This is a genomic window from Natrinema sp. 1APR25-10V2 (assembly GCF_031626495.1).
Classification (GTDB): domain Archaea; phylum Halobacteriota; class Halobacteria; order Halobacteriales; family Natrialbaceae; genus Natrinema.
Genome location: NZ_JAMQOJ010000001.1, coordinates 45,917 through 71,554, shown reverse-complemented (window position 1 = coordinate 71,554; position 25,638 = coordinate 45,917). Strand labels below are relative to the sequence as shown.

22 protein-coding genes and 1 pseudogene are annotated in these 25,638 nt (G+C 64.5%); 15 read left to right on the top strand and 8 right to left on the bottom strand.

Features of this window, described 5'->3' with window-relative positions:
* Positions 1-98 precede the first annotated feature (98 nt).
* Entirely contained in the window at positions 99-1,019 is a 921-nt protein-coding gene (locus NDO75_RS00370; protein ID WP_310904082.1) for an FAD-dependent oxidoreductase, read from the top strand.
* Positions 1,020-1,147: 128 nt separating this feature from the next.
* On the opposite strand, the gene carA is transcribed toward NDO75_RS00370, so the two are convergent.
* Positions 1,148-2,227 (bottom strand): glutamine-hydrolyzing carbamoyl-phosphate synthase small subunit, encoded by a 1,080-nt coding sequence (gene carA, locus NDO75_RS00365; RefSeq protein WP_310904081.1) that lies wholly within the window; start codon positions 2,225-2,227, stop codon positions 1,148-1,150.
* Between the two features lie 102 nt (positions 2,228-2,329).
* Between carA and NDO75_RS00360 the strand changes: the two genes are divergently transcribed.
* Positions 2,330-2,743 (top strand): Lrp/AsnC family transcriptional regulator, encoded by a 414-nt coding sequence (locus NDO75_RS00360; protein WP_097381398.1) that lies wholly within the window; start codon positions 2,330-2,332, stop codon positions 2,741-2,743.
* A gap of 207 nt (positions 2,744-2,950) precedes the next feature.
* On the opposite strand, the gene NDO75_RS00355 is transcribed toward NDO75_RS00360, so the two are convergent.
* Positions 2,951-3,118: a hypothetical protein gene (locus tag NDO75_RS00355; RefSeq protein ID WP_310904080.1), complete on the bottom strand. Its 168-nt coding sequence runs from the start codon at positions 3,116-3,118 to the stop codon at positions 2,951-2,953.
* Positions 3,119-3,519: 401 nt separating this feature from the next.
* Here NDO75_RS00355 and NDO75_RS00350 point away from each other — a divergent pair, with 401 nt between their 5' ends.
* From NDO75_RS00350 to NDO75_RS00340, 3 genes are all read left to right on the top strand, one after another.
* On the top strand, positions 3,520-5,160 hold the full coding sequence (locus tag NDO75_RS00350) for a choice-of-anchor D domain-containing protein (protein ID WP_310904078.1): 1,641 nt from the start codon (positions 3,520-3,522) through the stop codon (positions 5,158-5,160).
* Positions 5,161-5,382: 222 nt separating this feature from the next.
* The gene (locus NDO75_RS00345) at positions 5,383-6,114 is read left to right on the top strand and encodes a curlin (RefSeq protein WP_310904077.1); all 732 of its coding nucleotides are present in this window, start codon (positions 5,383-5,385) and stop codon (positions 6,112-6,114) included.
* Between the two features lie 284 nt (positions 6,115-6,398).
* A complete protein-coding gene (locus NDO75_RS00340) occupies positions 6,399-7,004 on the top strand; it encodes a hypothetical protein (RefSeq protein WP_310904075.1) in 606 nt (201 codons plus the stop codon).
* Between the two features lie 1,021 nt (positions 7,005-8,025).
* Here the strand turns inward: NDO75_RS00340 and NDO75_RS00335 are convergent.
* From NDO75_RS00335 to NDO75_RS00325, 3 genes are all read right to left on the bottom strand, one after another.
* Positions 8,026-8,820: a PKD domain-containing protein gene (locus NDO75_RS00335; RefSeq protein WP_310904074.1), complete on the bottom strand. Its 795-nt coding sequence runs from the start codon at positions 8,818-8,820 to the stop codon at positions 8,026-8,028.
* A 376-nt stretch (positions 8,821-9,196) separates the two neighbouring features.
* The gene (locus tag NDO75_RS00330; RefSeq protein ID WP_310904073.1) at positions 9,197-9,457 is read right to left on the bottom strand and encodes a hypothetical protein; all 261 of its coding nucleotides are present in this window, start codon (positions 9,455-9,457) and stop codon (positions 9,197-9,199) included.
* 128 nt (positions 9,458-9,585) lie between these two features.
* A complete protein-coding gene (locus NDO75_RS00325; RefSeq protein ID WP_310904072.1) occupies positions 9,586-11,310 on the bottom strand; it encodes a sensor histidine kinase in 1,725 nt (574 codons plus the stop codon).
* A 141-nt stretch (positions 11,311-11,451) separates the two neighbouring features.
* On the opposite strand from NDO75_RS00325, the gene NDO75_RS00320 reads away from it, so the two are divergent.
* Positions 11,452-12,024, top strand: a complete 573-nt coding sequence (locus NDO75_RS00320) for a HalX domain-containing protein (RefSeq protein ID WP_310904071.1) — start codon at positions 11,452-11,454, stop codon at positions 12,022-12,024.
* Between the two features lie 33 nt (positions 12,025-12,057).
* Here the strand turns inward: NDO75_RS00320 and NDO75_RS00315 are convergent, their stop codons facing one another.
* The 3 genes from NDO75_RS00315 to NDO75_RS00305 all read right to left on the bottom strand — a co-directional run bounded on the left by NDO75_RS00315 (position 12,058) and on the right by NDO75_RS00305 (position 15,894).
* Positions 12,058-13,221 (bottom strand): HAMP domain-containing sensor histidine kinase, encoded by a 1,164-nt coding sequence (locus NDO75_RS00315; protein ID WP_310904069.1) that lies wholly within the window; start codon positions 13,219-13,221, stop codon positions 12,058-12,060.
* Entirely contained in the window at positions 13,218-14,816 is a 1,599-nt protein-coding gene (locus NDO75_RS00310; RefSeq protein ID WP_310904068.1) for a bacterio-opsin activator domain-containing protein, read from the bottom strand. Before NDO75_RS00310 ends, NDO75_RS00315 begins: the two co-directional genes overlap by 4 nt.
* 358 nt (positions 14,817-15,174) lie before the next feature.
* A complete protein-coding gene (locus NDO75_RS00305; RefSeq protein WP_310904067.1) occupies positions 15,175-15,894 on the bottom strand; it encodes a CehA/McbA family metallohydrolase in 720 nt (239 codons plus the stop codon).
* Between the two features lie 53 nt (positions 15,895-15,947).
* Here NDO75_RS00305 and NDO75_RS00300 point away from each other — a divergent pair, with 53 nt between their 5' ends.
* The 9 genes and pseudogenes from NDO75_RS00300 (at position 15,948) to NDO75_RS00260 (ending at position 25,284) form a co-directional block, all read left to right on the top strand.
* Positions 15,948-16,916 (top strand): YegS/Rv2252/BmrU family lipid kinase, encoded by a 969-nt coding sequence (locus NDO75_RS00300; protein ID WP_310904066.1) that lies wholly within the window; start codon positions 15,948-15,950, stop codon positions 16,914-16,916.
* 74 nt (positions 16,917-16,990) lie between these two features.
* A complete protein-coding gene (locus NDO75_RS00295) occupies positions 16,991-17,551 on the top strand; it encodes an NUDIX domain-containing protein (RefSeq protein ID WP_310904064.1) in 561 nt (186 codons plus the stop codon).
* Positions 17,552-17,798: 247 nt separating this feature from the next.
* Positions 17,799-19,160 (top strand): glycosyltransferase family 4 protein, encoded by a 1,362-nt coding sequence (locus NDO75_RS00290; protein ID WP_310904063.1) that lies wholly within the window; start codon positions 17,799-17,801, stop codon positions 19,158-19,160.
* 1 nt (position 19,161) lies between these two features.
* On the top strand, positions 19,162-19,884 hold the full coding sequence (locus tag NDO75_RS00285; protein ID WP_310904062.1) for a methyltransferase domain-containing protein: 723 nt from the start codon (positions 19,162-19,164) through the stop codon (positions 19,882-19,884).
* Positions 19,881-20,936 carry a prenyltransferase gene (locus tag NDO75_RS00280; protein WP_310904060.1) on the top strand — a complete coding sequence of 352 codons (1,056 nt, stop codon included), beginning with the start codon at positions 19,881-19,883 and terminating at the stop codon, positions 20,934-20,936. The genes NDO75_RS00285 and NDO75_RS00280 overlap by 4 nt, the downstream gene beginning before the upstream one ends.
* Before the next feature lie 545 nt (positions 20,937-21,481).
* The gene (locus tag NDO75_RS00275; protein WP_345784883.1) at positions 21,482-22,528 is read left to right on the top strand and encodes a metal ABC transporter substrate-binding protein; all 1,047 of its coding nucleotides are present in this window, start codon (positions 21,482-21,484) and stop codon (positions 22,526-22,528) included.
* A complete protein-coding gene (locus tag NDO75_RS00270; protein WP_310904058.1) occupies positions 22,525-23,439 on the top strand; it encodes a metal ABC transporter ATP-binding protein in 915 nt (304 codons plus the stop codon). The genes NDO75_RS00275 and NDO75_RS00270 overlap by 4 nt, the downstream gene beginning before the upstream one ends.
* Positions 23,436-24,521, top strand: a complete 1,086-nt coding sequence (locus tag NDO75_RS00265; RefSeq protein WP_310904057.1) for a metal ABC transporter permease — start codon at positions 23,436-23,438, stop codon at positions 24,519-24,521. Before NDO75_RS00270 ends, NDO75_RS00265 begins: the two co-directional genes overlap by 4 nt.
* An 83-nt stretch (positions 24,522-24,604) precedes the next feature.
* Positions 24,605-25,284, top strand: a pseudogene (locus NDO75_RS00260) (metal-dependent transcriptional regulator).
* Positions 25,285-25,638: the final 354 nt, after the last annotated feature.

Genomic DNA, 25,638 nt, shown 5'->3' with positions numbered 1-25,638 from the left:
ATGCCTTTTGGATTATTAGGTCAGCCTAAACCACATGAGCGCGAGACGAGAATCAGATCGACGCTTGCCACCGGTGGGGGCAGCGCGAGGGAGCGACGATGGACGGTGAGGACGAGTTCGACGCCGCAGTCGCCGTAATCGGCGGCGGCCCGGCCGGCTGTTCGGCCGGCGTCTTCACCGCCCGCGCGGGCCTCGAGACCGTGCTCTTCGATCGCGGCCCCTCCTCGCTGCGTCGGTGTGCCTCCCTCGAGAACTACCTCGGCTTCCCCGCGGTCGACCCCGAGACGTTCCTCGAGTTGGCGCGCGACCACGCCGCGACGGCGGGCTGTCGAATCGAGGACGACCTGATCGAGTCGGTGACGGCGCTCGAGGCCGGCGGCTTTCGGCTCGAGCCCCAGGACGGCGATCCGATCACGGCCCGACACGTGATCGCCGCGACGAAGTACGACGGCTCGTACCTCCGCGGGCTGGCCGCCGAGGGCGGGATGTTCGTCACCGAGGACCGCGACGGCGAGTCCAGCGAGCGGTTCGACCGCGACTATCCCGACTCCGACGGTCGGACGCCCGTCGACGGGCTCTACGTCGCCGGGCCGCTCGCGGGGTGTGGCGATCAGGCGATCATCGCGGCCGGCCACGGCGCGACGGTCGCCCGGACGCTGCTCCGGGAACTGCGTGCGGACGAAGGGTACTGGGGCAAATTCGCCCCCCACTACGACTGGCGGCGCAAGGCCGAGAACCGGCGGGACGAGTGGACCGACCTCGAGCGCTGGGTCGAACTGTTCGAGGAGAGTGCACCCGACGACTACGAGGCCGAGACGGTCCGCCGGCTCGCCGAGCGCTACGCCGACGATCGCGACGCGACCTTCGTCGACGCGGAGACCGCGACCGAGCGCGCCGAACGCGGCCAGCGGCGGCTCGCGGCCGCGCTCGACGACGACGTGTTGCTCGAGGCCGTCGACGACGACGCGATTCTCGAGTACGCCGACGGCCTCGTCGAGACGGAGTCGGGTGGCGACTGAGCGCCGGGAGCGAAGCGCGGTCGCTCGAGTCTGTTCGTCTGGCGTCGAGAACGGATGATCAGTCGCGGTCGACGGCCGCCGCTGGTCGGTGGCAGTGAAACGCAAGAATTCGAATCGGCGGGTGCCGATCAGTCGTCGGCGGGAACCGCTCGCGTGTCCGCTCGCCCGGAAGCCATGGCGAGCACGTCGTCGAAGAAGTCGAGGGTGTCTTCGGGGCCGGGGTTCGCTTCGGGGTGGTACTGGCGGGTGATCACGTCGTACTCGATGCCGTCGATCCCCTCGGGCGTGTCGTCGTTGACGTTGATCTGGGTGACCTCGAGGTGGTCACCGGGGTCGGCGACCGTGTAGCCGTGGTTCTGGGTGGTCATGACGACCTGTCCGGACTCGAGGTCGAGGACGGGCTGGTTGACGCCGCGGTGGCCGAAGGTCATCTTCTCGGTGGTGCCGCCGAGGGCCTCGGCGACGATCTGCTGGCCGAGACAGATGCCGGCGACGGGCGTGTCCTCGACGAACGCCTCGACGAGCGAGATCGCCTGCCCGAAGTTGACCGGGTCGCCGGGACCGTTCGAGACGAACAGGAGGTCGGGGTCGACGGCCTCGACGTCTTCGACGCTCGCGTCGTAGGGCAGGACGTGGACCGTCGCGTCGCGCTCGAGCAGCGAGTCGACGATCGAGCCCTTCGCGCCGCAGTCGACGAGGGCGACCGTCTCGCCGTCGTTGTCCGCGCCGTGGACTTCGGGTTCGTCGACGCTGACCTGCGCGCCGATGTCGGTGTGGTCGCTCATCGATTTACACTGCTCGAGTTGCTCGAGTGCGTCCTCCTCGGTGACGTCCTCGCCGACGGCGATGCCGCACTTCATGGCGCCGCCGTCACGGATCGTGGTGACGACATCTCGGGTGTCTAGGTGGTCGACCGCCGGGACGCCTTCGCTCTCGAGCCACTCGGCGACGTCCTCAGTGAACTCCTTGGCCAGCGCGGCGCGGGGATGGACGCGATCGTCCTCGAACCGCTCCTCGCGGACGCCGTAGTTGCCGATCAGTGGGTACGAGAAGGTCAGGACCTGCTCCTCGTAGGAGGGGTCGGTCAGGCTCTCCTCGTAGCCCGTGTACGCTGTCGTGAAAACGAGTTCACCGCGAGCTGTCCCCGGAGCACGACCACGTCCCTCGAGTACGCGGCCGTCTTCCAGTGCGACGTAGGCTTCCGTCATTACGATCTACGTATCGGATGGACCCCCATAAGTGTTGTCTTCGAAGCTCAGTTACGATTTTCGTAATCTGTAAGTGCGGGTCACACGTAGGTACGTATCTCCATGGACGACCTGGACCGACAGATCCTCGATATCCTCCGGCGCGACGCCCGAACGCCGTACACCGAGATCGCAGACGAGGTGGGGACAAGCGAGGGCACCGTCCGCAACCGCGTCGAGCGCATGATGGACGACGACGTCATCGAGCGCTTCACGATCTCGACCCGCACGGGCAACGTTCAGGCGATGCTCGAGATCAGCGTCGCGGTCGATGTCGACACCAAGGCCGTCTCCGAGCGGATGGCCGAGTGGGACGAGGTCGACTTCGTCTGGATGGTGTCGGGCGAGCAGGACGTCGTCCTCGTCGTCGACGCCGCGGACACGCGCGGCGTCAACGATCTCATCACGAAAGCTCGCGACCAAGAAGAGGTGGTGAGTACGAAGACCCGGCTGATTCTGGACGAAGAGCTCGGCTAAAACGAGTCACACAGTCCCGTCAGTAGTCCCGTCTCGCTCTGCGCTTCGGGTGTGCGTCTCTAAAGCGCGGTCATCGCCGATCCCGCGCCGTCTACTGTCACTGATCCTGCCCCGTCTTGCTGTCGCCGATCCGTCCCGTGACTACCAGGTAGCAAACGGGTCAGTCGCACCTCGAGGAGACAACGAACGTCTCGGGAGTTCCGGCACTCACCGACACTCGTCGAGTGAGACGCTCTCTGACGCCTGAATCCACCGATCCGGGTTCTCGCGGTCGTAGACGAGAGTCTCGCCGCAGAGTTCGATCACGCTGTGTGTCGACGGGATCGACGAGTCGAGGCTGTTGTCGAACTGTTTGGGGTCGCGCGTATCGGTCATCTGTGTTCCCTCCACTCGAGTACTGGACCCACACCACGGAAACGTGCCACTCTAGATAGGCGAGAGTCGAACCCACTCGAGCGCGTCTAGACAGCTAGTCCACCGGTACGACGGCCGATTCCCCTATTGAGAGGTGGGGTCTTCGAGGGATCGACTGGAACGTTCCATGTCCGTGCGACGGACTGACGGGTGGACGCGCGACGAGAGCGCTGGCTGTGATAGCGGTCGGAGTCGGAATCGAAGTCGGTCCCGAGTCACGATCGGCGAATGCCGGTCCGAGACGGTCTTCGATTCTAACGCTTTCCCGATCGATTTCGTACTCCGGATCCCTCGGTACTCCAACACACCAGTGACTATAAGAGCGGATTGAGCGTAGGGCCGCACTGTGGTGAATGCTACCAATGGTCTCGATTGCCGGACGCGAACCGAGGCTGCTCTTGCTCTGTTTCACAGTCCTCTCGGTGACGGCTGCACCGGCTAGTGCCGTCGTCTGGCCGACTGGCGGAGCGAACGGCTACGACTCGAGGTCACCGCCGACCGGCGTCGCTCGGGACCACCCGGACGATGCTGGCGGTACTCTTTCCGACGGACTCGGCGAAAGGGTGACGATCGAACGGCCCGAAACCAGACGACGCGCCGAACGCGACGCGTTCGCCACTCAGCAGTCGCACGATTTCGGTCGGGTCACCGTGGGGTCGAACGCAACGCAGGCGTTTCGCGTCACGACCGGTGAGACGGCCCCCGTGACCGATCTGGCGATCGTCGGCGAGGATTCCGAAGCGTTCCGAATCACCGACGTGAGCGAGACGACGAGCGCGCCCGGGACGTCGCGCCGCATCGCAGTGACTTTCGCTCCCGAGAGTGACGGGCCCCACCTCGCGACCCTACGTCTCGAGCGTGCCGACGGCCCACCGATTATGTTCGACCTGGCCGGGACCGGAGTGGCCCCGGACATCGACGTCCGTCCGGAGACGCTCCAGTTCGCGAACGTGACGGACGAGCAAGCGACGGAGACGCTCACGATAACGAACAACGGGACTGCCCCGCTAACGCTGCAAGCGTTGCGAATAGTCGGTCCCGACAGTCGCGTCTTCGAATCGGCTGTCAGCGGTCCGCTCAGGATCGAACCGAACCAGAGCCGATCGGTCACAGTGACATTCGATCAGACGGAACCGAGGCCACGATTCGCGACTATGCACGTCCTGAGTGACGATCCCGACGAGCCACAACGTAACGTCTGGCTCACCAATACGGAGATAGTGGCCGACGTCTCTCCGTCGACCGTACTGGCCGATCGGACGATCGTAAACGCGACCATCGAGAACGCACGAGCGAACACGTCACAGTCGATCAATATTTCGTGGCCGCTCACCCGGGACGATCCCATGGCGATCGATTCGTTCACCTTCACCCCTCGGCAGAGCGGTGATTTCTCGATCAACGTCACGAAAAGCGACGACCAATTCGAGGGGGATCCTCCGTTCGATCTCGCCGATGGAACCGAGGACGTCGCGTTCGTTTCGATGAACAGTACGATTGCCGACGAGGATCTCCGGAATGTCACCATCAATTTCCGCGTGAGAAGGGACCAGTTAGCAGGGAACGAGACCGGCCCAGACGACGTTTCGCTCTATACGCGCTCCGACGGGAACTGGATCGAACTTCCGACGGAACTCGTCGGCGCAGGCCGGACACATTACTTCTTCGAGGCGGAGTCACCCGGACTGTTGGACTTCGCAACCGGGATCCAGCAGGCGAAGTTCCGAATCGATGACGCGGTCGTGCGAGTCACCGAAATTCGAGTCGGAGAAAGCACGAACGTCGTGGTCCGCGTCACTAACGTCGGCAGTGCTGACGGGACATACACCGTGGGACTCATCCGCGACGATACCGTCGTCGACCGCCGGGAGCTCTCGATCGCGCCGAGTGGCAGCCGGCAAGCGTTCTTTACACAGTCGTTCGCCGATCCCGGGACCTACGAGATGTACGTCAACGACCATTTCGTCGGAACCGTGACGGTCGTATCCGCGGAAGGACGCTGACGCAATGGCTGTCAGCGTGACGGGGGTGCGACCCTCGATGCGGGTCAGGCTCAGAGACCCTGTCCAGGAACGACTGGAGTCGCCCGGCGGGAGTGTAGTCGTCCCTCTAGATAGCTAGGTTCACCGTTACACCCGCCGATTAGCATATTGAGAGGCTGGTTCTTCAAGAAGTGCGGGCCTTGATTCACGCAGAGTTTCGAGAGAAACTCGGATGATACGACAATGAAACGTACCCTACGCACACTAGTCGCACTGGTGTTCGCTGCGGCGCTCGTCGGCGTCGTAATGAGCGGCAGTGCGTTCGCATACCCGGATGACTGTACCGCTAGCTGCAACGATGCTGATGTCGGCCAGTACAACGATGCCGACGTCTTCCAGGACGGTTACCTGAATGACGCCGATGTCGACCAGCGCAACAGGGCTAAGGTATTCCAAGAGGGCTTCAAGAACGACGCTGACGTCGACCAGCGCAACAAAGCCGGCGTCTTCCAGGACGGCTATAAGAACGACGCTGACGTCGACCAGCGCAACAAAGCCGGCGTCTTCCAAGACGGCTACAAGAACGACGCTGACGTCGACCAGCGCAACAAAGCCGGCGTCTTCCAAGACGGCTACAAGAACGACGCTGATATCGACCAGCGCAACAAAGCCGGCGTCTTCCAGAACGGAAAGAAGAACACTGCTGACGTCGATCAGCGCAACAAAGCTATCGTCGATCAGGACGGGAAGAACAACGACGCGACTGTCAACCAGCGCAACAAAGCCACCGTCGATCAGGACGGAAAGAAGAACACTGCTGACGTCGATCAGCGCAACAAAGCCATCGTCGATCAGGACGGGAAGAACAACGACGCGACTGTCAACCAGCGCAACACGGCTACCGTTGATCAAGACGGGAAGAACAACGACGCTTCCATCAGCCAGCGTAACACGGCTACCGTCACTCAGGGCTAACGCACGAACGAACGAGTCCGCGTCCAGGGCGAAGCCAGGCCCTGGCTAGGAACAGGCTGCGATCGAGGAGTGACTCCGGACCCGAGAGCAAGAGGCCAACGACGATGACGAAGAGGAAACCATTCACGGCGATCGAATATCGGGGTATCCCCAGCGTGCGCTGTACGGCCCGCCGCCTGGCGCCTGCGGCCACGGCCATCGTGCTGGTACTCGCAGTTGCGGGTGTGCCCGCACTTGGTCTGCCGAGAATAGGGAGCGGTCCCGCAAACGACGCTCCAACGAGCATGACAAACGAAACGGACAGCGACGATGCGACCATCGATATCGACTGTGACACGAGTCAGGTGCGGGTAACTGCTCCGGAGGACTACGAGTACGGCCTTACGGTTTCGGCCGTGAACGTGACTCAGTCGGGCACCAGTACGAACTCGTCAAGTCGGACCCCGCTCTCCGGGAACACGACCACCGAGTTTAGCGGGACCGAAGTCGTGTACGCGTTCGTCACTGACGAGTCGACGGGAGAGACGAGACTCACAGCGTCCGAACAGTGTGGAGAACTACCGGGGGCGAACGAGACGAACGCGACTGCCGGTCCGTCGATAACCATCGACTGCAACGAGACCGTCGTCAGGTTCGTCGCTCCCGAAGACGTCTCGTACACGGGCCAGGTGTCCTCCGTCGACGTCTCGCCGACCGGTACGTCGACCAGTACCGTGAGCGGGACGACAGAAGGCAATACGACCGTGCCGACCGAGGGTGAACTGGTCATCGCGTTCGCCTCGACCGAGTCGGCCGACGAACCGGTCTCGGCAGTCCGAGACTGCAGTCGGACCGACCGCGACGAACACTCGACGGCCGAGGACCCCTGCTCGAGCAGGAACGGATCGTGACGAACGGCGATCACTGCCACGACGAGCGCTCCGGACGAGCGCTTCGAGTAGCCGGTCGTCGCCGATTCATCGAAGGCAACGCGGCAGCGACCTCGAGACGGGGGTCACGATTCGGCGGACGCCGCCACAGGTGAGTCACCGTCGAGGACGTGGTCGGTAGCCGATGAGAGCGGCCGTCACCAGTGGCTCTCGAGGAGACAGTGCCCGCGATCTTCTCGGGAGATACCGAGTCGGGGCCGACACAGATCGATCCGACCGAAACCGAATCAGTCGAATTTTATCGCGGAGTAACTGCCCGATCTTCCGAGCCGTCGCGTCGACAGTGACCACCGATCAGCCCCGCGCCGGTGACGAGTCCGGTGCACGAGGCGCTGTATCGGTATCGAGGTGACCGACAGCGTCGGCGATGTGCTCGAGACGGGGCCACCGCACGCTCGAGCGGCCGGACAGCAGTCCGAACGCTCCGGATGAACGGAGCGGTCGTTGTAGAGCGCGGCGACTCGCCGGTGCAAGCGGGGTCCGGTCACTGCGGGCCCGGAGAGACGTCCGACGCTACTGCCACTGATCGCTCGAGGGGCCAATCCAGCTGATTACGGGTCGCTGCGACCGTTACGGACACTGCTCTCAGCAACGATAGAGGGACGCCCGGATTGCCGGTCGAATCGAGTCTGCTGACAGCTCTCCACAAACGCATAGCTCGTCCGTTCACGTCCACGTGGACGGCGTCTACGAGCCGCGATTTCTGTCGGTGTGCACACTCGAGAACGAGCAGGGAAATCCATCGTGGACTGTCTGACCGGGCGCTCCGTCCACCGCGCATCCAGTCGGTGTGCCCCGACTGGTCCGGCAGACCGTCACGGGAGAACGGACGACGGTTCCGACCGATCAGACCGAGACGAACCAGCATCGGAGAGGGGCATTCACCGGGAAGCCGCCACTCCGGATCACGAATACCGGGAAGAACGGAGCCGCTTCGAGAGACGTATTCGCCGATCGTCCGTCTCTCGTGGTCGTATGCGTATTACTCTCCGGAGAGAACCGCCCTCGTCGGATCCGGCTGTCTCCTCGGCGGGGTCAGCAAGTCGGGATCGACGACGGTCAGTACTTCCGACACGGTCAGTTCCGACTCGTCCAGGAACTCGACGGTCAGTTCGACCTCGTACTCGCCGGGCTCGTCGTACACGTACTCCACCTGCGGCTCGTCGGTCGCCTCTCGGGTGGTCGGATCGCCGCTGATCCCGTCGGACTCGCCCGCCTCGAAATCCCAGTAGTAGTTGAAGCCGCGTTCGGGGGGTCGAGACGGAACGGCGTCGATGCGCACCGTCTCGCCGACCACGGCCGGACGAGATTCGAACGCCAGGTCGAACTCGTACGGCCCCGGACAGTCGACCTGGAAGGTCTCTTCGGCGGCCAGTACGGGGTCCGCGCTGTCCGGGTCGAAGTGACCCTCGGAATCCGGATCGAAGTACGTCCCGACGGTGTAGGTCCCGTTCTCGAGCCCCGAAACCGCGGACGTGCTCGCACCGGGTCCGAGGACGATCGATCTGCGGTACGAACCGTTCACCGCCTCGACGCGCGCTTCGATCCACGGTCTGACATCGGTGAACCCAGGCTCGTTGGCGAGGTGGACTCTGCCGGCGCGATTGCCCTGTCCGCCGTCGCGCTCACACTCGACATCGAACGTGACGGGTTCGACTTCGGCAGCCTCCTGCGCGGCGCTCCGCCCGGCGAGTAACGATGCGCCGGCGAAGCTTCCACCAACTGTTTTGAGGACGTTACGTCTCGAAATCGAATCGCTCGGATCGCGTTCTCTCATCGGTGTTTCCTCGTCACTCCACTTCGACCTCCGATCGCGTTCCCCGAAGAATCAGGTTCTCAATACATAACCGTCGGACTGAACGGTGAGTCTCAGTATCTAGAGGGTGCGCACCGCGCCGGACGATACTGGGCGTTGTCCACCAGTGAGTCACAGTGAAGACGCGCTCCCTGAAGTGCCGCTGACGGCGCCGCCTCGTTTCGACCGGGCTTGCCTATATCGGCGCGCCGTCGACTCGAGGAGCTTCGTTCGCGTTTCGCCTCCGTACGAGAGTCTTCTCGCTCGAGTCGCTCCGTGGAAGGGAGAACGATGGTCCGACCAGCGAGGGACTCTCGCAGCGAAAGAAGGCGGACGGTCGGTACCGAGCGTCTCGGGATCAGGTCGTGACCTTCCACGTGGTCGACGAGGAGTAGCCCCACTTCTCGACGGCCACGTCGAACTCGCCGTCGAGGATGGCGGTCATGTTCGCGCCGACTTCCTTGGCGGTCATGCCGAGTTCGTCGCCGATGTGACGGGACTTGAAGTAGGTGTTCGTCTCCCCCTTCTCGCGGAGGTATTGGAGAATTCGCCGTTGCTTGTCGGTCAGCGTCGTCTCGGTAACGGTCGTGTCCGAATCGCGTCTGTCGGTTTCAGCCATGGGTTTGCCCTCTCGATCGCGTGTAGTTCCAGACCCGCCTGCGTCGAAGAACCCGCAACTCACTATTACGACGCCGCTCGCGGCAGTGGTCCTAGCCATCTAGAAGAGCCCAGGTCGGGGCACCGACGCTATTCAGACAGACGCATCGGCGTCGACACCTCGTCGCGCTCGGCCGGCGGCGCGCGCGGTATGTCGATGGTGACGATCGAGCCGCGCGGATCGTTGTCCGCGAATCGGAGCTCACCGCCGGAGTTGTCGACGATCCAGTACGCCAGCCAGAGTCCGAGTCCGCTCCCGTGCTCGAGCGCCGTCTCACGGCCCTCGGTGATGGCGGCCCGGTCCTGCTCCGGAATGCCGGGGCCGTTGTCCGCGACGGTGACGCGGACCCAGTTCCCGTTTTCGTCGGGGACGTCGCTTTCGTCTCCGTCGAGTTCCGCATCCGTCGACTCGAGGATCGTAATCGCTACTTCGACCCAGGGCTCGGCGCTATCGTTGTGTTCACAGGCGTTTTCACAGACGTTCTCGATTGCCAGTCGGAACGAGGGAAGCGCGATACCCCATGCTGTATCCGGCAGCGACGTGGTCATGCTAACGCGAGGGTGTGCCTCGCGGAGATCAGCGACCACGTCGGAGACCAGTGAGGTGAGTTCGATCGGCTTCCGGTCCAGGTCGGCCTCGATAGCGTTGTTGATCTGTCGGGCTTTTTGGCTCAGGTTCGTGACTTCCCAGCCGGTATCGAGGATAGTCTGTGCCGCGTCGCGCACCGTCTCGTTCGTGGTCTCGTCGTCGATAACGTCCGCGTAGTTGAGGATGACGCTGATCCGGTTGCGCAGGTTATGCTGCAGGACACGGTAGAGCACTTCGAGACGCTGCTGCCGTTTTCGCAGTTCCGTCTCCCGTTCGTGCAGCGTGTCCGCTAGCTCGTTGAAGCCGTCGCTCATCTGTTCCCACTCCGTCCCGCCGCTCAGCGATACCGAGTAGTCGTAGTTTCCGTCGCCGAGGTTGGAGAACCCGTCGAGCAGGCGCTCTGTCTGGCGAAGGCTCACGGAATACTGCCAGTAGCCGAATCCGAGCATCACCGCCAGAACGAGTCCCAGTATCAGCGCCTGAAACGTAGCTAACTCACGCAACCGATCGTTCAGTGCAGTCCGGTCTTGCGTGACGGTGACCTGCCAGCCGGTCGATTCGATCGTCGACGAGCTCTGAACGGAGTCCGCGAACGTCTGATCGCTATCGTCGAGTACCTCCCCGTCTCCGACGATCTCGACCGTCTGGGAGCTCGTCTCGAGTGGCGGCAGCATCCGAAAGATCGTCTGCCGGTCGAGATACATGGCGGCCACGATGGCACCCTCGACCGCCGAGCCGTTCAGGATAGGGGCACTGAATACGAGCACTGACTTATTGGCTCGAGGAACGTATTCGGCATCGCTCACGTACGTTTCCCCCCGGAGCGCCCGCTGCACGTAGGGAGTCTGGTTTCGATCGGACCCGATTACCGACTGCCGCTGTTCGGCCGAGATATCGCCACGGAAGTCGACGACGGTTCCGTTCGGGGAAATGGTCTGGGCGGCATAGAACCGGGAGTTCGCGACGAACGAATCGAGGAACTGGCCGCTCTCGTTGAACTGCCGGGCCTGTGGCCGTGACGCGACCAGACCGACGTGATCCCGATGATCCCAGATCGACGCGTCGATCTGATCGGCGACGAGCGTGGCCGTCTCGTTGGTACGCACTCGTTCTTCGGCCACTGCGTCGCTTTTGTACGACTCGAGGGCGACGTAGACCGAGCCGCTCACCACGAGCGTGATCGCGACGACGACGATGACGAATTTCGTCCGTAATCTCACGCCCACATTGAGTATTGGTACCAATGGGAACAAATACCCACCACGTACACGTCAACGAACGGACGCTCGCCGATCGAAGCCGCGTTGGCCGGGGACGGGAAAGCTATAATGCGGTGACGGGCCAACTATATCAAGACATTCGTTAGCATGGATAGCCCCCAGGACCCGACCGTACTCGTCGTCGACGACGAGCCGGAAGTGACAGACGCGTATGCGCTCCGTCTCCGCCAGCGGTACGACGACGTTCGGACGGCGTACGGTGGCGAGGAGGCGTTAGCGGCGATGGACGATACCGTCGACGTAGTGTTGTTGGACCGGCGGATGCCGTTCTCCGGCGACAAGGTGTTAACGGAGATTCGGGACCGGGGATACGACTGTCAGGTCATCATGGTCACGGCCGTGAATCCCGGCTTCGATATCGTCGATATGCCGTTCGACGACTATCTCTGCAAGCCGATCGATAAGAGCGATATGTTCGCAGCGGTCGACCAACAGGTCGAGGCCGCGTCCTACGACGATCCCCTCTCGGAGTTCTTCAGCCTCACTGCGAAACTGGCTGTCCTCGAGACCGAACACACCCCGGAACAGCTCGAGGAATCGAGCGAATACGTTCGAATGCAACGGCGGGCGGCGAAACTTCGAGAGGGACTGGACGTCCCCCGCGAGAATTTCGAGGAGATGGTCGAGACGTTCACGACGATCAACCGGGGGGAAGGATGAGGGCTCCGACCGGCGGCGAGAATCCCGTGCAGGTTACGGGCAGTCATCGGCCACGACCCCGCTGAATTCGAAGCGGGCACCACCGGTCTCACCGGTCTCGAGCGCGACTTGCCAGCCGTGATCGTCGGCGACTTGCTGGACGATCGCTAACCCGAGACCCGTGTTATCGTCTGCGGTCGAATAGCCGGGTTCGAACACGCGGTCGCGCTCCGATCCGGGGATCCCCGGACCGTCGTCGGCAACGTAAAACCCGTCGGGGAGACTGCCGACCGTCACCGTTACGTCCCGACCCCCGTGTTCGACCGCGTTTCGGAACAAGTTCTCGAAAACCTGCTGCAGGGCGTCGGTGTCGGCTTCGATAGTCGGGAGGTCGTCCGCGAGGGCGAGCGTGGCGTCGGCCGTCTCGACGGTCGACCACGCCGCCTCGGCAATGCTCTCGAGGGCAACGCTCTCGCTCGGATCGGTTTCCCCGCCACCGACCGAGAGCACGTCCTGAATCAGTCGTTGAATCCGGTCGAGCGCTCGCTCGACCTTCTCGAAGTGCACCTCCTCACCCGTATCGCGAGCCGCCTCGAGACGGATCGTCGCAACCTCCAGTGGGTTTCTGATATCGTGGGCCGTGGTTCGCATGACTCGCTCGAGCCGATCGACTCGCGTTCTGAGGGTCTCCGTCTGCCGTCTCAACTCGGTGATGGGGATGTAGACGAGATAACCGCCAGCGTCCTCGTCTCGAGGCGGGATCGATTCGAGACGGAAATGACGCCGGTCACCGTCCGCTCCGCGACGAAGTTCGACGGTGACCCGCTCGCCCGCAGTGATCCGCGGAAGAATGTCGTCGAGATGGATTGTCGTGTCTGGATCATCGGTGTCGTCCGAACGGGTTGCGTCGCCCGTGTCGCTCATCGATATCCAGCCCGGGTCCGGGTCGCTCTCGGCCGTCTCGAGCCGCAGCTGAGAGCGGAGTCGGTCGCCCGTGATCGCCGCTTCGTCGACGTCGAAGTGCCGCTCGTATGCGGGATTGACCGCGCGCACAACGGCCGCGTCCTGTTCGATCTCGTAGTAGAGAAGCGGGTCGGGAAAGGCTCGAAAGAGTCGTCGCGACTGGCCACCGTCGGCGAGCAGCGGGGACGTCGGCGAGCGGGTACTCTCCCGCCGCCGCGAACGATCGCCATCCTCGTGAGCGTTCCCATCGGTCATCTGTTTTGTCTCGGTTGCTGGTCATCGATCGCCGCCGGTCGTTTGTACTCCGTGTTCTCGTCGAAGAAGGCGTTGAGGAGCTTCTTCTGTCCCGCCCGAAGGTGATAGTGGAGCGTCGGCGAACTGATGCCGAGCGTCTCGGCGAGTTCCTCGGCAGTGCTGTCACGAGGCGATTCGAAGTACCCGCCGTGGTACGCGGTCTGGAGCGCGTTTCGCTGGCGGTCGGTGAGGCGTTCGTGGAGCGTGCTACGGAACTCCTGGGCCGTCTCGACCGGCCGTTCGTGTTCGCGCTTCGAGAGCAATTCGGACTGCGGAAAGGCCTCACCGAGGGCTTCGACGACCTCTCGGACGTCACCACTCGGTGCCAGTTCCGCAACGATCAGACCGGTCCCGCGGTCGAACTCGGCCGTTCTGATGGGTGCGGCGTGGGTAACCAGAACGAGGGCTGCCGAACTAGCGGACACCGTGATCTCGACGAACCCCCCCTCGTCCGTCGCGGTGTGGACGACGCGACCGGCGTCGACGCCGTCTCGGGGTTCGACCATTTCGAGGAGGGGATCGGGATCGGCACCCTCGATGCGGACGTAGCAGAGCAGCGATGCCTCGTCCAGCGGGACGATCCCCTCGACGACGAGCGTACAGTCGAGTTGTGCGGACGCCGCGACGAAGAAGACGTCGGGGTCGGTGAGACGGAACGACAGTTCGATGACCGTATCCGAGAGCAGGAGATTCCGCTGACGAGTCGCGTTGATGACGAACCCGGTCGCGACGCCGAGCGTTTCCAGACTCTCCTGCTCTCGTTCACTGAAGGCGTCCGGGCGGGTCGCATAGACGCCCACCACTCCGTAGGTGGTATCGCCGTATCGGAGCGGGACGGCGATGCTGGACTGCAATCCGCGAGCGAACGCTTCTCGTCGGACCGGTTCGGGAACCGATTCGTCGTCGACGAGATGACGCACGATTCGCGTCTCGCCAGTTTGCATCGCCGTGTACTCCGGTCCCGTGGCTGCGTCGGCACCGCCCTCGATGACGAGATCGAGAATCCCGTCGTATTCGCCGGCCGCAGTTCGTGGTGCAACCTGGTCGCCCGTCATCTCGCGGTCGCCGATCCACGTGAATTCGTACAGGTCGGTCGCCGCCAGTCGTTCACAGACCATCCGTTCGACCTCCTCTCGGGTCGTTGCGCCCACGAGGTCTCGAATGATCTGCTGAATGATGTCGTTGATTCGATCGAGGCGCGCGAGTTCCGCCTCCCGATCCTCGCGTTCGCGCTCGAGTTCCTTCCGATCGGTGATGTCTCGATGGTAGACTGCGAGGGACTCACCCATCACGGTCGTCCGGACGCGGAGCCAGACGGCGAGTTCCGGAAAGTACTCTTCGAAGGAGATCGCGGCCCGTTCCGGGGTATCGCCGCCGAAGTGTTCGTGGAAGGTCGATGCGGCCGAACGGGGGAAGACGTCCCTGATGTCGGCCCCGATGAGCGTGTCGCGTTCTCGCTCGAGGAGGTCCTCTACGACGGCGTTGGCCCTCGTGATCCGCCAGTCGGCGTCGGCAACTAGCACCCCCTCGGTCATACCGTCCAGAACGTCGTCCATGTTAGTACATGACACACTACTGCACGTCAATCTTTGCGCATCACTGGCCCACGCCGCTGCTATCCGACTCGAGAAACCGAGGTTCGAAATGCGAACGGCGTGATTGAGACGAGGAGTGTCCTGCCACCCTGGCACCACGGAATTGCCACGTCTTGGCCAGCCGATGGCACCTCACGGAGCGGAGCGCCGTCTGTTCACGGGCGCTTTGCCCCGTTCACCCAGTGCTCGAGACCGGACTTCCGTGCCAGTCTCTCGCTTCGTTGGCGACGACCTCGCACAGTATCGTCGACTGTCCGAGTGCCACCGAAGAACGCCGACAACGTGCGCCAGCGCGCGACAGTTTACGGCGGACGATCGCTTAGCGGACTTCTTCTTCCTCACCAGGCGGCGTCCCCACACCGGGGGTCGGTCGTTCGATCGCGTCGATCACCCCCTTGCGGTCGTGGATCGCCTGGTAGGCCCGCCGGAGCATGCTATCGAAGCCCGACCGCGAGACGGTCGCGCTGACTCGCCCGTCGCGGATCGCGTCGACGACCGCCTCGGGCGTGAGCCGGTCGGTCTCGACGACGGTGTAGGCCCGCCCCACCTCGAAGGGGTAGTGGGCGTCGCTGCCGCCGACTAGCGGCAGGTCGCGCTCTCGAGCTAATTCCTCCACCAGCGGGCGCGAGCGCGGATGTTTGCCGTTGACCTCGATGGCGTCGAAGGGAACGTCATCGAGTTCGCGCACGGTGCTGTTGCGAAACGGGTGGGCGACGATGGCGGCGCAGCCGCGGTCGTGTGCGAGGGCGACGGCCTCCGCTGGCGAGAGCGCGCCCGGTTTCGTCGCCCTGGGCGGGTCGGGACCGACGACGAGGACGTGACCACGGTCCGTCGTGATTTCGATGCCCGGCAACGTCACCGCGCCGCCGTCGGGGTCGAGCGGCGTGTAGTAGTCGTGGTTCGTCGTCGCGACCCCCTCGAGGCCCCGTCGGTCGGCGGCTTCGGCGAGGAGTCGGACGCCGAGCGGGTCGAACCGGTCACCCAGGTCCCGACGGCCGTGGAAGAAACGCGTGTGCGCGTGCAGGTCGACGGAGTACACGGGAACGCATACGCCAGCCAGACCCTTTTGCGCTCGGCCGGCGTTTCCCGTGTATGGCACTCGAGGGTCCGGACGATGGTCGGCCGGGCGACGACCGCGTCCTCATCCTCAACCCCGTCAGCGGGAGCGGCGATCACGTCGACGAGGTCGTCGAACGCGGACGGGCACACGGTTTCGAAATTCGAAAGACCGAGGAAGAAGGCGACGCACACCGGCTGGCCCGCGAGGCCGCGCCCGAGACCGACCTCGTCGCCGCGGCCGGCGGCGACGGGACGGTGAACGGAGTGGTCGACGGCGTCGCGGCCGCGGACGCGCTCGAGACGACGACCGTCGCCGTCGTTCCGGCGGGGACGGGCAACAACTTCGCGGCGAACATCGGGATCGAGGGCATCGAACACGCGTTCGCCGTCCTCGAGGCGGGGGGCCGGCGCTCGATCGACGTGGGAGTCGCGAACGATCGCGTCTTCGTCAACTCCTGTGTCGGCGGGATCACGGCCGAAGCGAGCAGCGAGACGTCCTCGGAGGGCAAAGAGGAGCTCGGCGTCCTCGCGTACGTGAAGACGACGCTCGAGACGATCGGCTCGTTCGACTCCCTGCCGCTGCGGGTGAAGACGGCCGCGGGGCCGAACGGGGAGACCGCGCGGGAGTGGGAGGGCGATGCGATGCTCGTCCTCATCGGGAACTGTCGGCGCTTTACCGGCGCGCGAACCGCGCAGGCCCACGTCGAGGACGGGCTCTTCGAGGTCACTATCGTCGCGGACGCGTCGCCGACCGATCTCCTGAGGGGCGCGACAGTCGCAGGGGTGTTCGACCGCGACAGCGACCACATCGTCCGGCGTCGCACGCCGTCGCTCGCGATCGAAAGCCGACGCGACTCCGTCGAGTACAGCCTCGACGGCGAGATGCTCGAGGCGGAGACGCTGCGCCTCGAGACGAGCACCGAGACGCTCTGCGTCGCCGTCGGAGAGGGGTATCAGCCCGATCCGGACGGCGGAGAGCTGTGGTCGTTCGACCGGTCCTGACAGCGACGTGTATCGATTCGAAACCGCCGATACGAGACGATACTGGTTTCAGGAGTCGACGTAATTGTGCGGGTATGAGCACCCCAGACGAGGAGCTGGAACACAAGAACGCGGGACAGGACGTGATCGCCGTCGACGCCGACGACAACGAACTCGAGCCGGTCAACCGGCTCGACGCCCACACGGGCGACGGCATCCGCCACCGCGCCTTCACCTCGCTGGTCTTCGACGGCGAGGGCAACGTCTTGCTCGCCCAGCGCGCGCCCGACAAGCGCCTCTGGGGGACCTACTGGGACGGCACCGTCGCCTCCCACCCCGTCGAGGGCCAGAGCCAGGAGGAGGCGACCCGCGAGCGCCTCGAGGAGGAACTGGGAATTACGCCCGACCAGTACGACGACCTGCGGCTGACCGACCGCTTCGAGTACAAGCGCTACTTCGAGAACGAGGGCGTCGAACACGAGGTCTGTGCCGTTCTCAAACTGACGCTGTCGGACCGCAGCCTCGCCCCCAACGAGGAGGAGGTCGCCGGGCTGATGTGGGTCCCCTACGAGCGGCTCCACACCCATCCGGATTGGTACCGCCAACTGCGGCTCTGCCCGTGGTTCGAGATCGCCATGCGTCGCGATACGCGGTAATCGGATCGCGACCGAACCGCAAACTGTCAATCGATGAACATCCTCGGGGACACCCCAGAACGAGAACCGGTCGCACAGCGGTAGCGCCGAAACGGCGTTCGACGCCCGCTCGCGCTCCCAGTCGACCGGTCTCGTGACGGCGGACCGACGCTCGCTCGAGTCGCGTTTCGGGACCGAACACTGTCAAGAAACAGTACACGAGCGGGAGGTTTATGAGGGAGTGCCCACACATGCAGGATAGACTGCGATGGTCATTGGTACGTTCAGGCGTCTTCTGCGGGGGAGCGTTATCACCTCGTCCGCGTCGGCAGGGAGGTCGACCGCCGCGGGACCGACGGCGGAGTCCGAGCCGTCGCTCGAGGCGGCCGAGGCCGACGCGCCGCTCGATATCTGCCTGCTGAGCTATCGGTCGAACCCGTACTCGGGCGGGCAGGGCGTCTACGTGAAGTACCTGAGCCGGGCGCTGACCGATCTCGGCCACTCCGTCGACGTGATCTCGGGGAAGCCCTACCCCGAACTGGACGACGACGTCGACCTCGTGAAACTGCCCGGCGAGAACATCGTCGACGAACTCGACCGGCTGGGCCAGTTCGAACCGTCCTATCTCCGCGACCCGCTCGCGCTCTACGAGTGGCTGAGCGCGCTCACCGGGGGCTTCCCGGATCCCTACGTTTTCGGCCGCCGCGTCGTCGACTACTTCGACGACCACGAGCCGGACTACGACGTGATCCACGACAACCAGTCGCTCTGTCACGGACTCCACGCGCTGCGAGAGCGGGGTCACCCGGTCGTGGCGACGGTTCACCATCCGATCACCGTCGACCGCGACGCGGACCTCGCCGCGGCCGACGACTGGAAAGAACGACTGCTGATCCGCCGGTGGTACCGCTTCCTCGAGATGCAGCGCGAGGTCGTCCAGGAGCTTCCCCACGTCCTCACCGTCTCCGAGTCGGCCAAGCGCCACACCGTCTCGGATTTCGGCGCCGATCCCGACGCGATCCGCGTCGTTCACAACGGGATCGATACGGAGCTGTTCGAACCCCGCGAGCGGCCCCGCGACCGCCCGCGGATCATGACGACCGTCAGCGCCGACGTGCCGCTGAAAGGCGCGCGCTACCTGCTCGAGGCCTTCGCGGCGGTGCGCGAGACCGTCGACGCGGAACTCGTCGTCGTCGGCGAGTTCGACGAGGGCGGCGACTGCGACCGGCTGATATCGAAGCTGGGGATCGAGGACGCGATCGAGACCCACAGCGAGATCAGCTACGACCGGATGGTCGACCTCTACGGCACCGCCGACCTCGCCGTCGTCCCGTCGGTCTACGAGGGCTTCGGCCTCCCCGCGGGCGAGGCGCTGGCCTGTGGCGTCCCGGTCGTCGCGACCACCGGTGGTGGCCTCCCCGAGGTGGTCGGCGACGCCGGCGTCCTGGTCGAGCCGGCCGATTCCGACGCGTTAGCCGACGCGATACGCGAGTTGCTGGCCGACGACGAGCGCCGGCGTCGGCTCGGCGAGCGGGGCCGCGAGCGAATCGTGGCGGAGTTCGACTGGGAGCGGGCCGCCCGCGAAACCGTCCGAACGTACCGCGACGCGATCGAGACGCGGGTGAGCTGAGATGGAGACGATCGACTTCGATCGGCTCCCGCTGACGCCGAGCACGCGCGTCCTCGACGTCGGCTGCGGCGAGGGCCGGCACGTCCACGCCGCGGCCCTCGAGAACGTCGGCGAGGTCGTCGGCCTCGACCTCGAGCCGGAGAGCCTGGCTGCAGCCCGGGACGACTACGAGGAGTACGTCGCCGGCGAGACGGACGTGCCGGTCACCTTCCTGTCGGGCGACGCGCTCCGACTCCCCTTCGAGGACGGCGCGTTCGACGTCGTCTGCTGTACCGAAGTACTCGAGCACATTCCGGACTACGAGGCGGCGATAGACGAGCTTCGGCGGGTCTGTGCACCCGGCGGAACGCTCGCGGTGAGCGTTCCTCGAGAGGGTCCCGAACGGGTCTGTTGGGCGCTCTCGGACGAGTACCACCAGGTCGAGGGCGGCCACGTCCGCATCTTCGACCGCGAGGAGCTTCGGACCGCGATCGAGCGCCGGGGCTTCCGGAAAGTCGGCGGCCACTTCGCGCACGCCCTGCACGCGCCCTACTGGTGGCTGAAGTGTCTCTGGTGGGACCGCGATCAGGCGGGCGACGCGCCGCTGCCGCTGCGGGCCTACGATCGCTTTCTGGAGTGGGACATCCTCGAGTCGCCGCGGCCGGTGCGGCTGCTCGAGCGGGCGCTCGACCCCGTGGTCGGCAAGAGCGTCGTCTACTACTTCCGGCTGGAGGGGCAACCGTGAGCGACGCCTCCGGCCGGCGGTCGCTGTCGGCGTGGGGGCTCGAGCCCGCGATCGACCACATCGAGCACGCCCAGCGTGCGGACGGGCTCATCCTCTGGTATCCCGACGGCCCCGCCGACCCCTGGGATCACGTCGAGAGCGCGATGGGGCTGTCGGTCGCCGGCCGCCACGAAGCCGCCCGCCGCGCCTACCAGTGGGTGGCCGACGCCCAGCACGACGACGGCGCGCTGTGGGCGAACTACGGCGACTCCGAGGCGGGCGACGGCGCCCACGCCGGCGACGAACCGCGCAAGGAGACCCACCGCAGCGCCTACGTCGCCGTCGGCGCGTGGCACCACTACCTGTGTACCGGCGACCGGGACTTTCTCGAGTCGCTGTGGCCGACCGTCCGCGACGCGCTCGCGTTCGCGTGCGCCCAGCAGGCTCCCAGCGGCGAGATCTACTGGTCCGTCGGGCCGGACGGCGAGGTCTACGAGGACGCGCTCGTCTCCGGCTGTGCCTCGCTCTACAAGAGTCTGGCCTGCGGCGCGGCGATCGCAGACGTTCTCGGGCGTCCCGAGGTCCGCGACCGGTGGCTCGAGGCCCGCAGCGACCTCGGGACGGCGATCCGCACGCGACCCGATCGGTTCGACCGCACGTGGGAGAGCAAATCCCGGTACGCGATGGACTGGTTCTACCCCGTGCTCTGTGGCGTGCTCACCGGCGACCCGGCGGCGCGACGGCTCGAGGCCGGGATGGATCGCTTTCTCGAGGCGGGGCTGGGCTGTCGCTGCGTCGACGACGAGCCGTGGGTGACCGTCGCCGAGTCCTGCGAACTGGTCATCGCGCTGGCCGCCGTCGGCCGCACGGAGCGCGCGCGTGAGATCTACGAGTGGCTGTTCCAGTGGACCGACGACGAGGGGGTCTTCTGGACGGGCTACCAGTTCGAGGACGAGGAGTTCTGGCCGGGCGAGCGGCCGACGTGGACCGGCGGTGCGGCGGTGCTGGCCGCGGATGCATTGTCGGGGGTGTCGGAGGCTGCGGATCTGTTTACTGATCCGCTGTTCGAATGAACTGTACAGGTAAGTTCGTTCATGCCCCTACGGGGGCAGGGCAATTGCACGGCGCGCAGAGCGCGCGCCGCGCTAGCGAAAAGTTAGTCTGGCCGAGTTAGTCTGGCCGATTCGAGACGGTACAACAGCGCTGCTCCACAGTAGGAGCGGACTGACTTCGATAACGAGTATTGTCGAGTTCTTACAATATTGTATCGGCTGTATTGGGTTCAGGAAGAGTTAGTGCTTCTAACGTGACTCAATAGTGGTTCACTGGTGGACGGCCTTCTGAGTTGTCTACCCAGCATCGCCGCTGAACGAGGTAGCCAGACCACTGTCGAGAGGTCAAGAAGCGATAGACTCGGGGAGGTCCTCTCGTCGTCGCTGGTTGTGGAGAGGCGTCTAACCGCGCGCGGACAAGACAGTAGCTAGCGGTCGTTCACCACACCCACAAGGTTTCAAAAATCACAATCTATACATGCGAGTGATGCAAACTGGGGATTAGATAAGTCTAATCCAGAATTTTGATAACCACTATGTCACGAACGTTATATGGCGGACGAGCAGTGACGCGACGAGACGCGCTACGCGCAGGCGGTACGGCGGTGCTGGCGGGACTGGCCGGGTGCACGGCGCTGCCGAACGCACCGGTAGAGTCCGAGAGTGACGACGGAAGCGACGGACCGGTCGCCGTGGCCTCGTTCTTCAGCTTCTTCGACTTTGGACGGCAGATCGCCGACGGGACCCCGCTGACGGTGGAGAACCTCGTCCCGACGGGGCTGCACGGCCACGGTTGGGAACCCAACGCCAGTATCACGCAGCGCATCATCAAGGCGGACGCGTTCGTTCACGTCGGGGAGGACTTCCAGCCCTGGGCCGACCGCGCCATCCAAACGATCAAGGGCGACGGCGTAGAGACGGCACTAATCAACGTCCGGAAGGACATCGACCTGGTGGACCTCGCCGCGACCCTCGATCGCGAGGAGGAAGGGGTCGGCGCTCAGCGCGGGAAGGACCCGCACTTCTGGCTAGATCCCCGCCGCGCAAAGCAGTCCGTCGACAACATCGCTGACGGGTTCGCCCAAATCGTCCCAGAATACGCAGACGCCTTCCGTGAGAACGCCGAGACGTACAAGTCTGAAGTACTCGACCGTATCGACTCGGATTACCAGGCTATCTTCGACCGAACTGAGCGCGACATCGTTCAACTGGCCGCACACAACGCCTTCCAGTACATCGGTGTACGATACGGCGTGCGCATGCGGCCGCTAGTGACGAACCTCGCGGCGAGCGGCGACGTCAAGCCCGCGGACATCCGTGAGGCGGAGAGAGTTATCCGCGAGAACGACATCCAGTACATCGCCAACGGCATCTTCGAGTCCCAACGCCCGGCTCAGCAACTTGTCCGCGAGACAGCTGTGGAGGCGTACTTCCCGGTAACGCCGTATGCGGGCGTCCGTGAGGAGTGGGTCGAGGAGAACTGGGGCTACGAAGAGATCGCTTACAACATCAACATGCCCACGTTCGAGATCGTCCTCGGCAACAAGACACCCGAAGACGCAGCCCCGTCGGAGGACTGGCTAGAGCAGTGGCGGAACTTCGAACCGATATGAGCACGCAAGATACCGATTCCGGGAGCGCAGCCGGCACAGACGAACAGACAACTGCCGCGGTGGATTCGGACGCCACAGCGAACGAGACGGTCATCGATGTCTCTGACGTCACCTACGGTTACACAGCGACACCCGTGATCGAGGACGTCTCGCTGACAATCGACCGGGGTGAGTACGTCGCCATCGTGGGACCGAACGGCTCCGGGAAGTCGACACTGATGCAGCTGATATTGGGTCTGCTTGGGCCCGACACGGGCACAGCCCACCTATTCGGCGAGCGCGCCGACCGCTTCGACGACGGCGACCGGGTCGGATACGTGGCCCAGCAGGCCAGCGCCGCAAAAGAGATGCCTATCACCGTCCGCGAGGTGGTGAAGATGGGTCGGTTCCCGCACATCGGGTTCGAGCGAATCGTGACCGACGACCAGACGGGTATCGACGCGCTGCGCGAGGCCCCGCTCGGGACGTCTCTCGATACCCTGAACACCGTCTTCGGTCGGCTCACTGCGTCGGACTGGAAGGCTGTCGACGACGCACTCGACACGGTCGGAATGAGCGCGTTCGCCGACCGCCGCGTCACCCAACTCTCTGGCGGCCAGCGCCAGCGTGCGTTCATCGCGCGGGCGCTGGCGAGCGAGGCCGACCTGCTCGTGCTGGACGAGCCGACCGTCGGCGTCGACGCCGAATCGGTCGACGCCTTCTACGACCTGCTGGCCGCGCTCAACGCCGAGGGCATCACCGTCGTTCTCATCGAGCACGACCTGGGGGCGGTTGTCGAACACGCCGACCGCGTCGTGTGTCTGAATCGCGAAGTCTACTTCGACGGTCCGACCGACGAGTTCGTCGAAAGCGACGCGCTGGCCCGGGCGTTCGGAACCGAGCCGCGGTTTCTCACGGGGGTGGACGGATGAGCGCAGATGTGGCGGCTACGCTCATGGCGAGTGTCCTCACCACTGTGGACCTGTCGCCAGTCCTCCTGCTGCAGAGCGAGCCAGGCGCCATCGGCGACCTAGTCTTCGGCGTCCTTCTGTGGTTCTTGGACCAGTGGTACTGGCTGATGGACTGGGTATACTACTTCACAGGCCTAGAGATGCTGAACCCGCGCTACCGGTTCATGCACCGGGCGATACTCGTCGGGCTCTGCGTCGGCGTGATGGCGCCGCTCATCGGAACGTTCCTCGTCCACCGACAGCTCGCGCTCATCGGAGACGCACTGGCTCACACCGGGTTCGCCGGGGTAGCCGTCGGGCTGTTCCTGAACGCCGTCATTGACCTTGGAGTGTCACCCTACCTCACCGCCGTCATTGTGGCGATGGTCGCCGCGCTATTCATCGAGCTCATCTCCGAGGTCACGGACGCCTATAACGACGTCTCGATGGCCATCGTCCTGTCGACTGGGTTCGCGCTGGGAACGACGCTCATCAGTCTCAACGCCGGCGGGCTCGCCGTCGGCGTCAACCAGTTTCTCTTCGGCAACCTCGCCACGGTGTCGCCCCAGAGCGCGGCTATCCTCTTGGTGCTGTTCGCCGTCATCGTCGGGACGGTGGCCGTGACGCGCAACCAGCTCCTATACGTAACCTTCGACGAGACCGCGGCCGCTGTCTCCGGCATCTCCGTTAACTGGTACAACCGGGTGATGGTGATGCTGACGGCGATGGTCGTCGTCGGTGCGATGCAGATCATGGGCGTCATCCTCGTCGCGGCGATGCTCGTGGTTCCAGTAGCGGGCGCGACTCAGGTGTCCCGAAGTTTCTCCGAATCGCTCGTTGTCTCGGTCGTTCTCGCGGAACTCTCGGTGTTGCTAGGTATCGCCGTCGCCTATTACGGTGGTGTCACGGCCGGTGGGGTCATCGTTCTCATCGCCGTTGGAATCTACGTTTGCGCCGTCGTACTGGGTAAGGTCCAGTCCGCTCGTGGTGAACAGGCCATGCCCGACATGGGTAGCATCGAGGCCGACAGCGCCGATGTCGGCACCGGGACGGGGGATAGGTGATGGTCGCAACCAGCGATGGCGACTCGCCAGACGACGGTCGCACCCGAAGCGACAAGCGGTGTCAGTCGAATGTACCGAAAGGAATGCTGAGCGCGGTCATGGAGGACTACATCGAGACGATCTACGCCATCGAGAGCGACAGCGACGGGCGGGTGTCGACCTCAGCTCTCGCCGACCATCTCGAGGTCACCGCGCCGACCGTCTCTCCATGCTGAAAACGCTCGAAGAACGCGGCTTGGTCGACCGCGAGGAGTACAAGGGTGTGACGCTCACGGCGGAGGGCAAACTCGTCGCTCTCGAGATCGTCCGGCACCACCGGCTTCTCGAAGCGTTCTTGACCGAACTCCTCGACTACGACTGGGCCGACGTCCACGACGAGGCCGACAGACTCGAGCACCACGTCTCTGGGGAACTGACCGACCGCATCGCCGAGGCACTGGGCAACACCCTGGTCGATCCGCACGGCGATCCGATCCCCGACGCCGACCTGTCCGTTCCCACGGAGAGCGAAACCGTCCGTCTCGCCGACGCCGACGAGGGCGAGCGCGTGACTGTCCGGCGGATCCGCCACCAGGGCGACGCGGAGCTGCGGTACCTCGCCGATGCCGGCGTTCGCCCGGAGGTCGAACTCGCGGTAGTCGACATCGCGCCGTTCGGGATGGTAACCGTCGAGACGCCGGCGGGCGAGCAGAGCCTTCCGGACGAGATCGCCCAGCTCATCGAGGTCGCCCCGGCGACCGCCGCGAACGGTGTCGAGGTGTAGGGCTGGATATGCCTCCGAGATGTGATCCTGATAGATGCAACGTTTGTACTGACCGATCGCTACTTTCGTGACTCGGTCACGATCTCGTGTCGCATTCGCGCGCAGTATGAAACAGTGCGTTCGCCAACTGCTCAATCGCTGTCAGTAACAGTATGACCGATACAGAGCGTGTATCTATCACCAACTACCGGATTAATTGACCACCCTCACTGCATCGGCGGTCGGCGGGGGAGAGTTTCACTCTTCCTCAACGGTCGAGACGTCCTGCCACGACGACTCACCGAAGAACGTCTGTAGCGCCCCGAGAACCCCTAAGTACGTTCCAGGGATGCCCTCCCGTGGTCGCTGATCCGA

Bases quoted from the DNA above. Each gene is read 5' to 3' on its own strand.
- NDO75_RS00370 (WP_310904082.1), top strand. From the start codon at position 99: ATGGACGGTGAGGACGAGTTCGACGCCGCAGTCGCCGTAATCGGCGGC.
- carA (WP_310904081.1), bottom strand. From the start codon at position 2,227: ATGACGGAAGCCTACGTCGCACTGGAAGACGGCCGCGTACTCGAGGGA.
- NDO75_RS00360 (WP_097381398.1), top strand. From the start codon at position 2,330: ATGGACGACCTGGACCGACAGATCCTCGATATCCTCCGGCGCGACGCC.
- NDO75_RS00355 (WP_310904080.1), bottom strand. From the start codon at position 3,118: ATGACCGATACGCGCGACCCCAAACAGTTCGACAACAGCCTCGACTCG.
- NDO75_RS00350 (WP_310904078.1), top strand. From the start codon at position 3,520: ATGGTCTCGATTGCCGGACGCGAACCGAGGCTGCTCTTGCTCTGTTTC.
- NDO75_RS00345 (WP_310904077.1), top strand. From the start codon at position 5,383: ATGAAACGTACCCTACGCACACTAGTCGCACTGGTGTTCGCTGCGGCG.
- NDO75_RS00340 (WP_310904075.1), top strand. From the start codon at position 6,399: ATGACAAACGAAACGGACAGCGACGATGCGACCATCGATATCGACTGT.
- NDO75_RS00335 (WP_310904074.1), bottom strand. From the start codon at position 8,820: ATGAGAGAACGCGATCCGAGCGATTCGATTTCGAGACGTAACGTCCTC.
- NDO75_RS00330 (WP_310904073.1), bottom strand. From the start codon at position 9,457: ATGGCTGAAACCGACAGACGCGATTCGGACACGACCGTTACCGAGACG.
- NDO75_RS00320 (WP_310904071.1), top strand. From the start codon at position 11,452: ATGGATAGCCCCCAGGACCCGACCGTACTCGTCGTCGACGACGAGCCG.
- NDO75_RS00315 (WP_310904069.1), bottom strand. From the start codon at position 13,221: ATGACCGATGGGAACGCTCACGAGGATGGCGATCGTTCGCGGCGGCGG.
- NDO75_RS00310 (WP_310904068.1), bottom strand. From the start codon at position 14,816: ATGGACGACGTTCTGGACGGTATGACCGAGGGGGTGCTAGTTGCCGAC.
- NDO75_RS00300 (WP_310904066.1), top strand. From the start codon at position 15,948: ATGGCACTCGAGGGTCCGGACGATGGTCGGCCGGGCGACGACCGCGTC.
- NDO75_RS00295 (WP_310904064.1), top strand. From the start codon at position 16,991: ATGAGCACCCCAGACGAGGAGCTGGAACACAAGAACGCGGGACAGGAC.
- NDO75_RS00290 (WP_310904063.1), top strand. From the start codon at position 17,799: ATGGTCATTGGTACGTTCAGGCGTCTTCTGCGGGGGAGCGTTATCACC.
- NDO75_RS00285 (WP_310904062.1), top strand. From the start codon at position 19,162: ATGGAGACGATCGACTTCGATCGGCTCCCGCTGACGCCGAGCACGCGC.
- NDO75_RS00270 (WP_310904058.1), top strand. From the start codon at position 22,525: ATGAGCACGCAAGATACCGATTCCGGGAGCGCAGCCGGCACAGACGAA.
- NDO75_RS00265 (WP_310904057.1), top strand. From the start codon at position 23,436: ATGAGCGCAGATGTGGCGGCTACGCTCATGGCGAGTGTCCTCACCACT.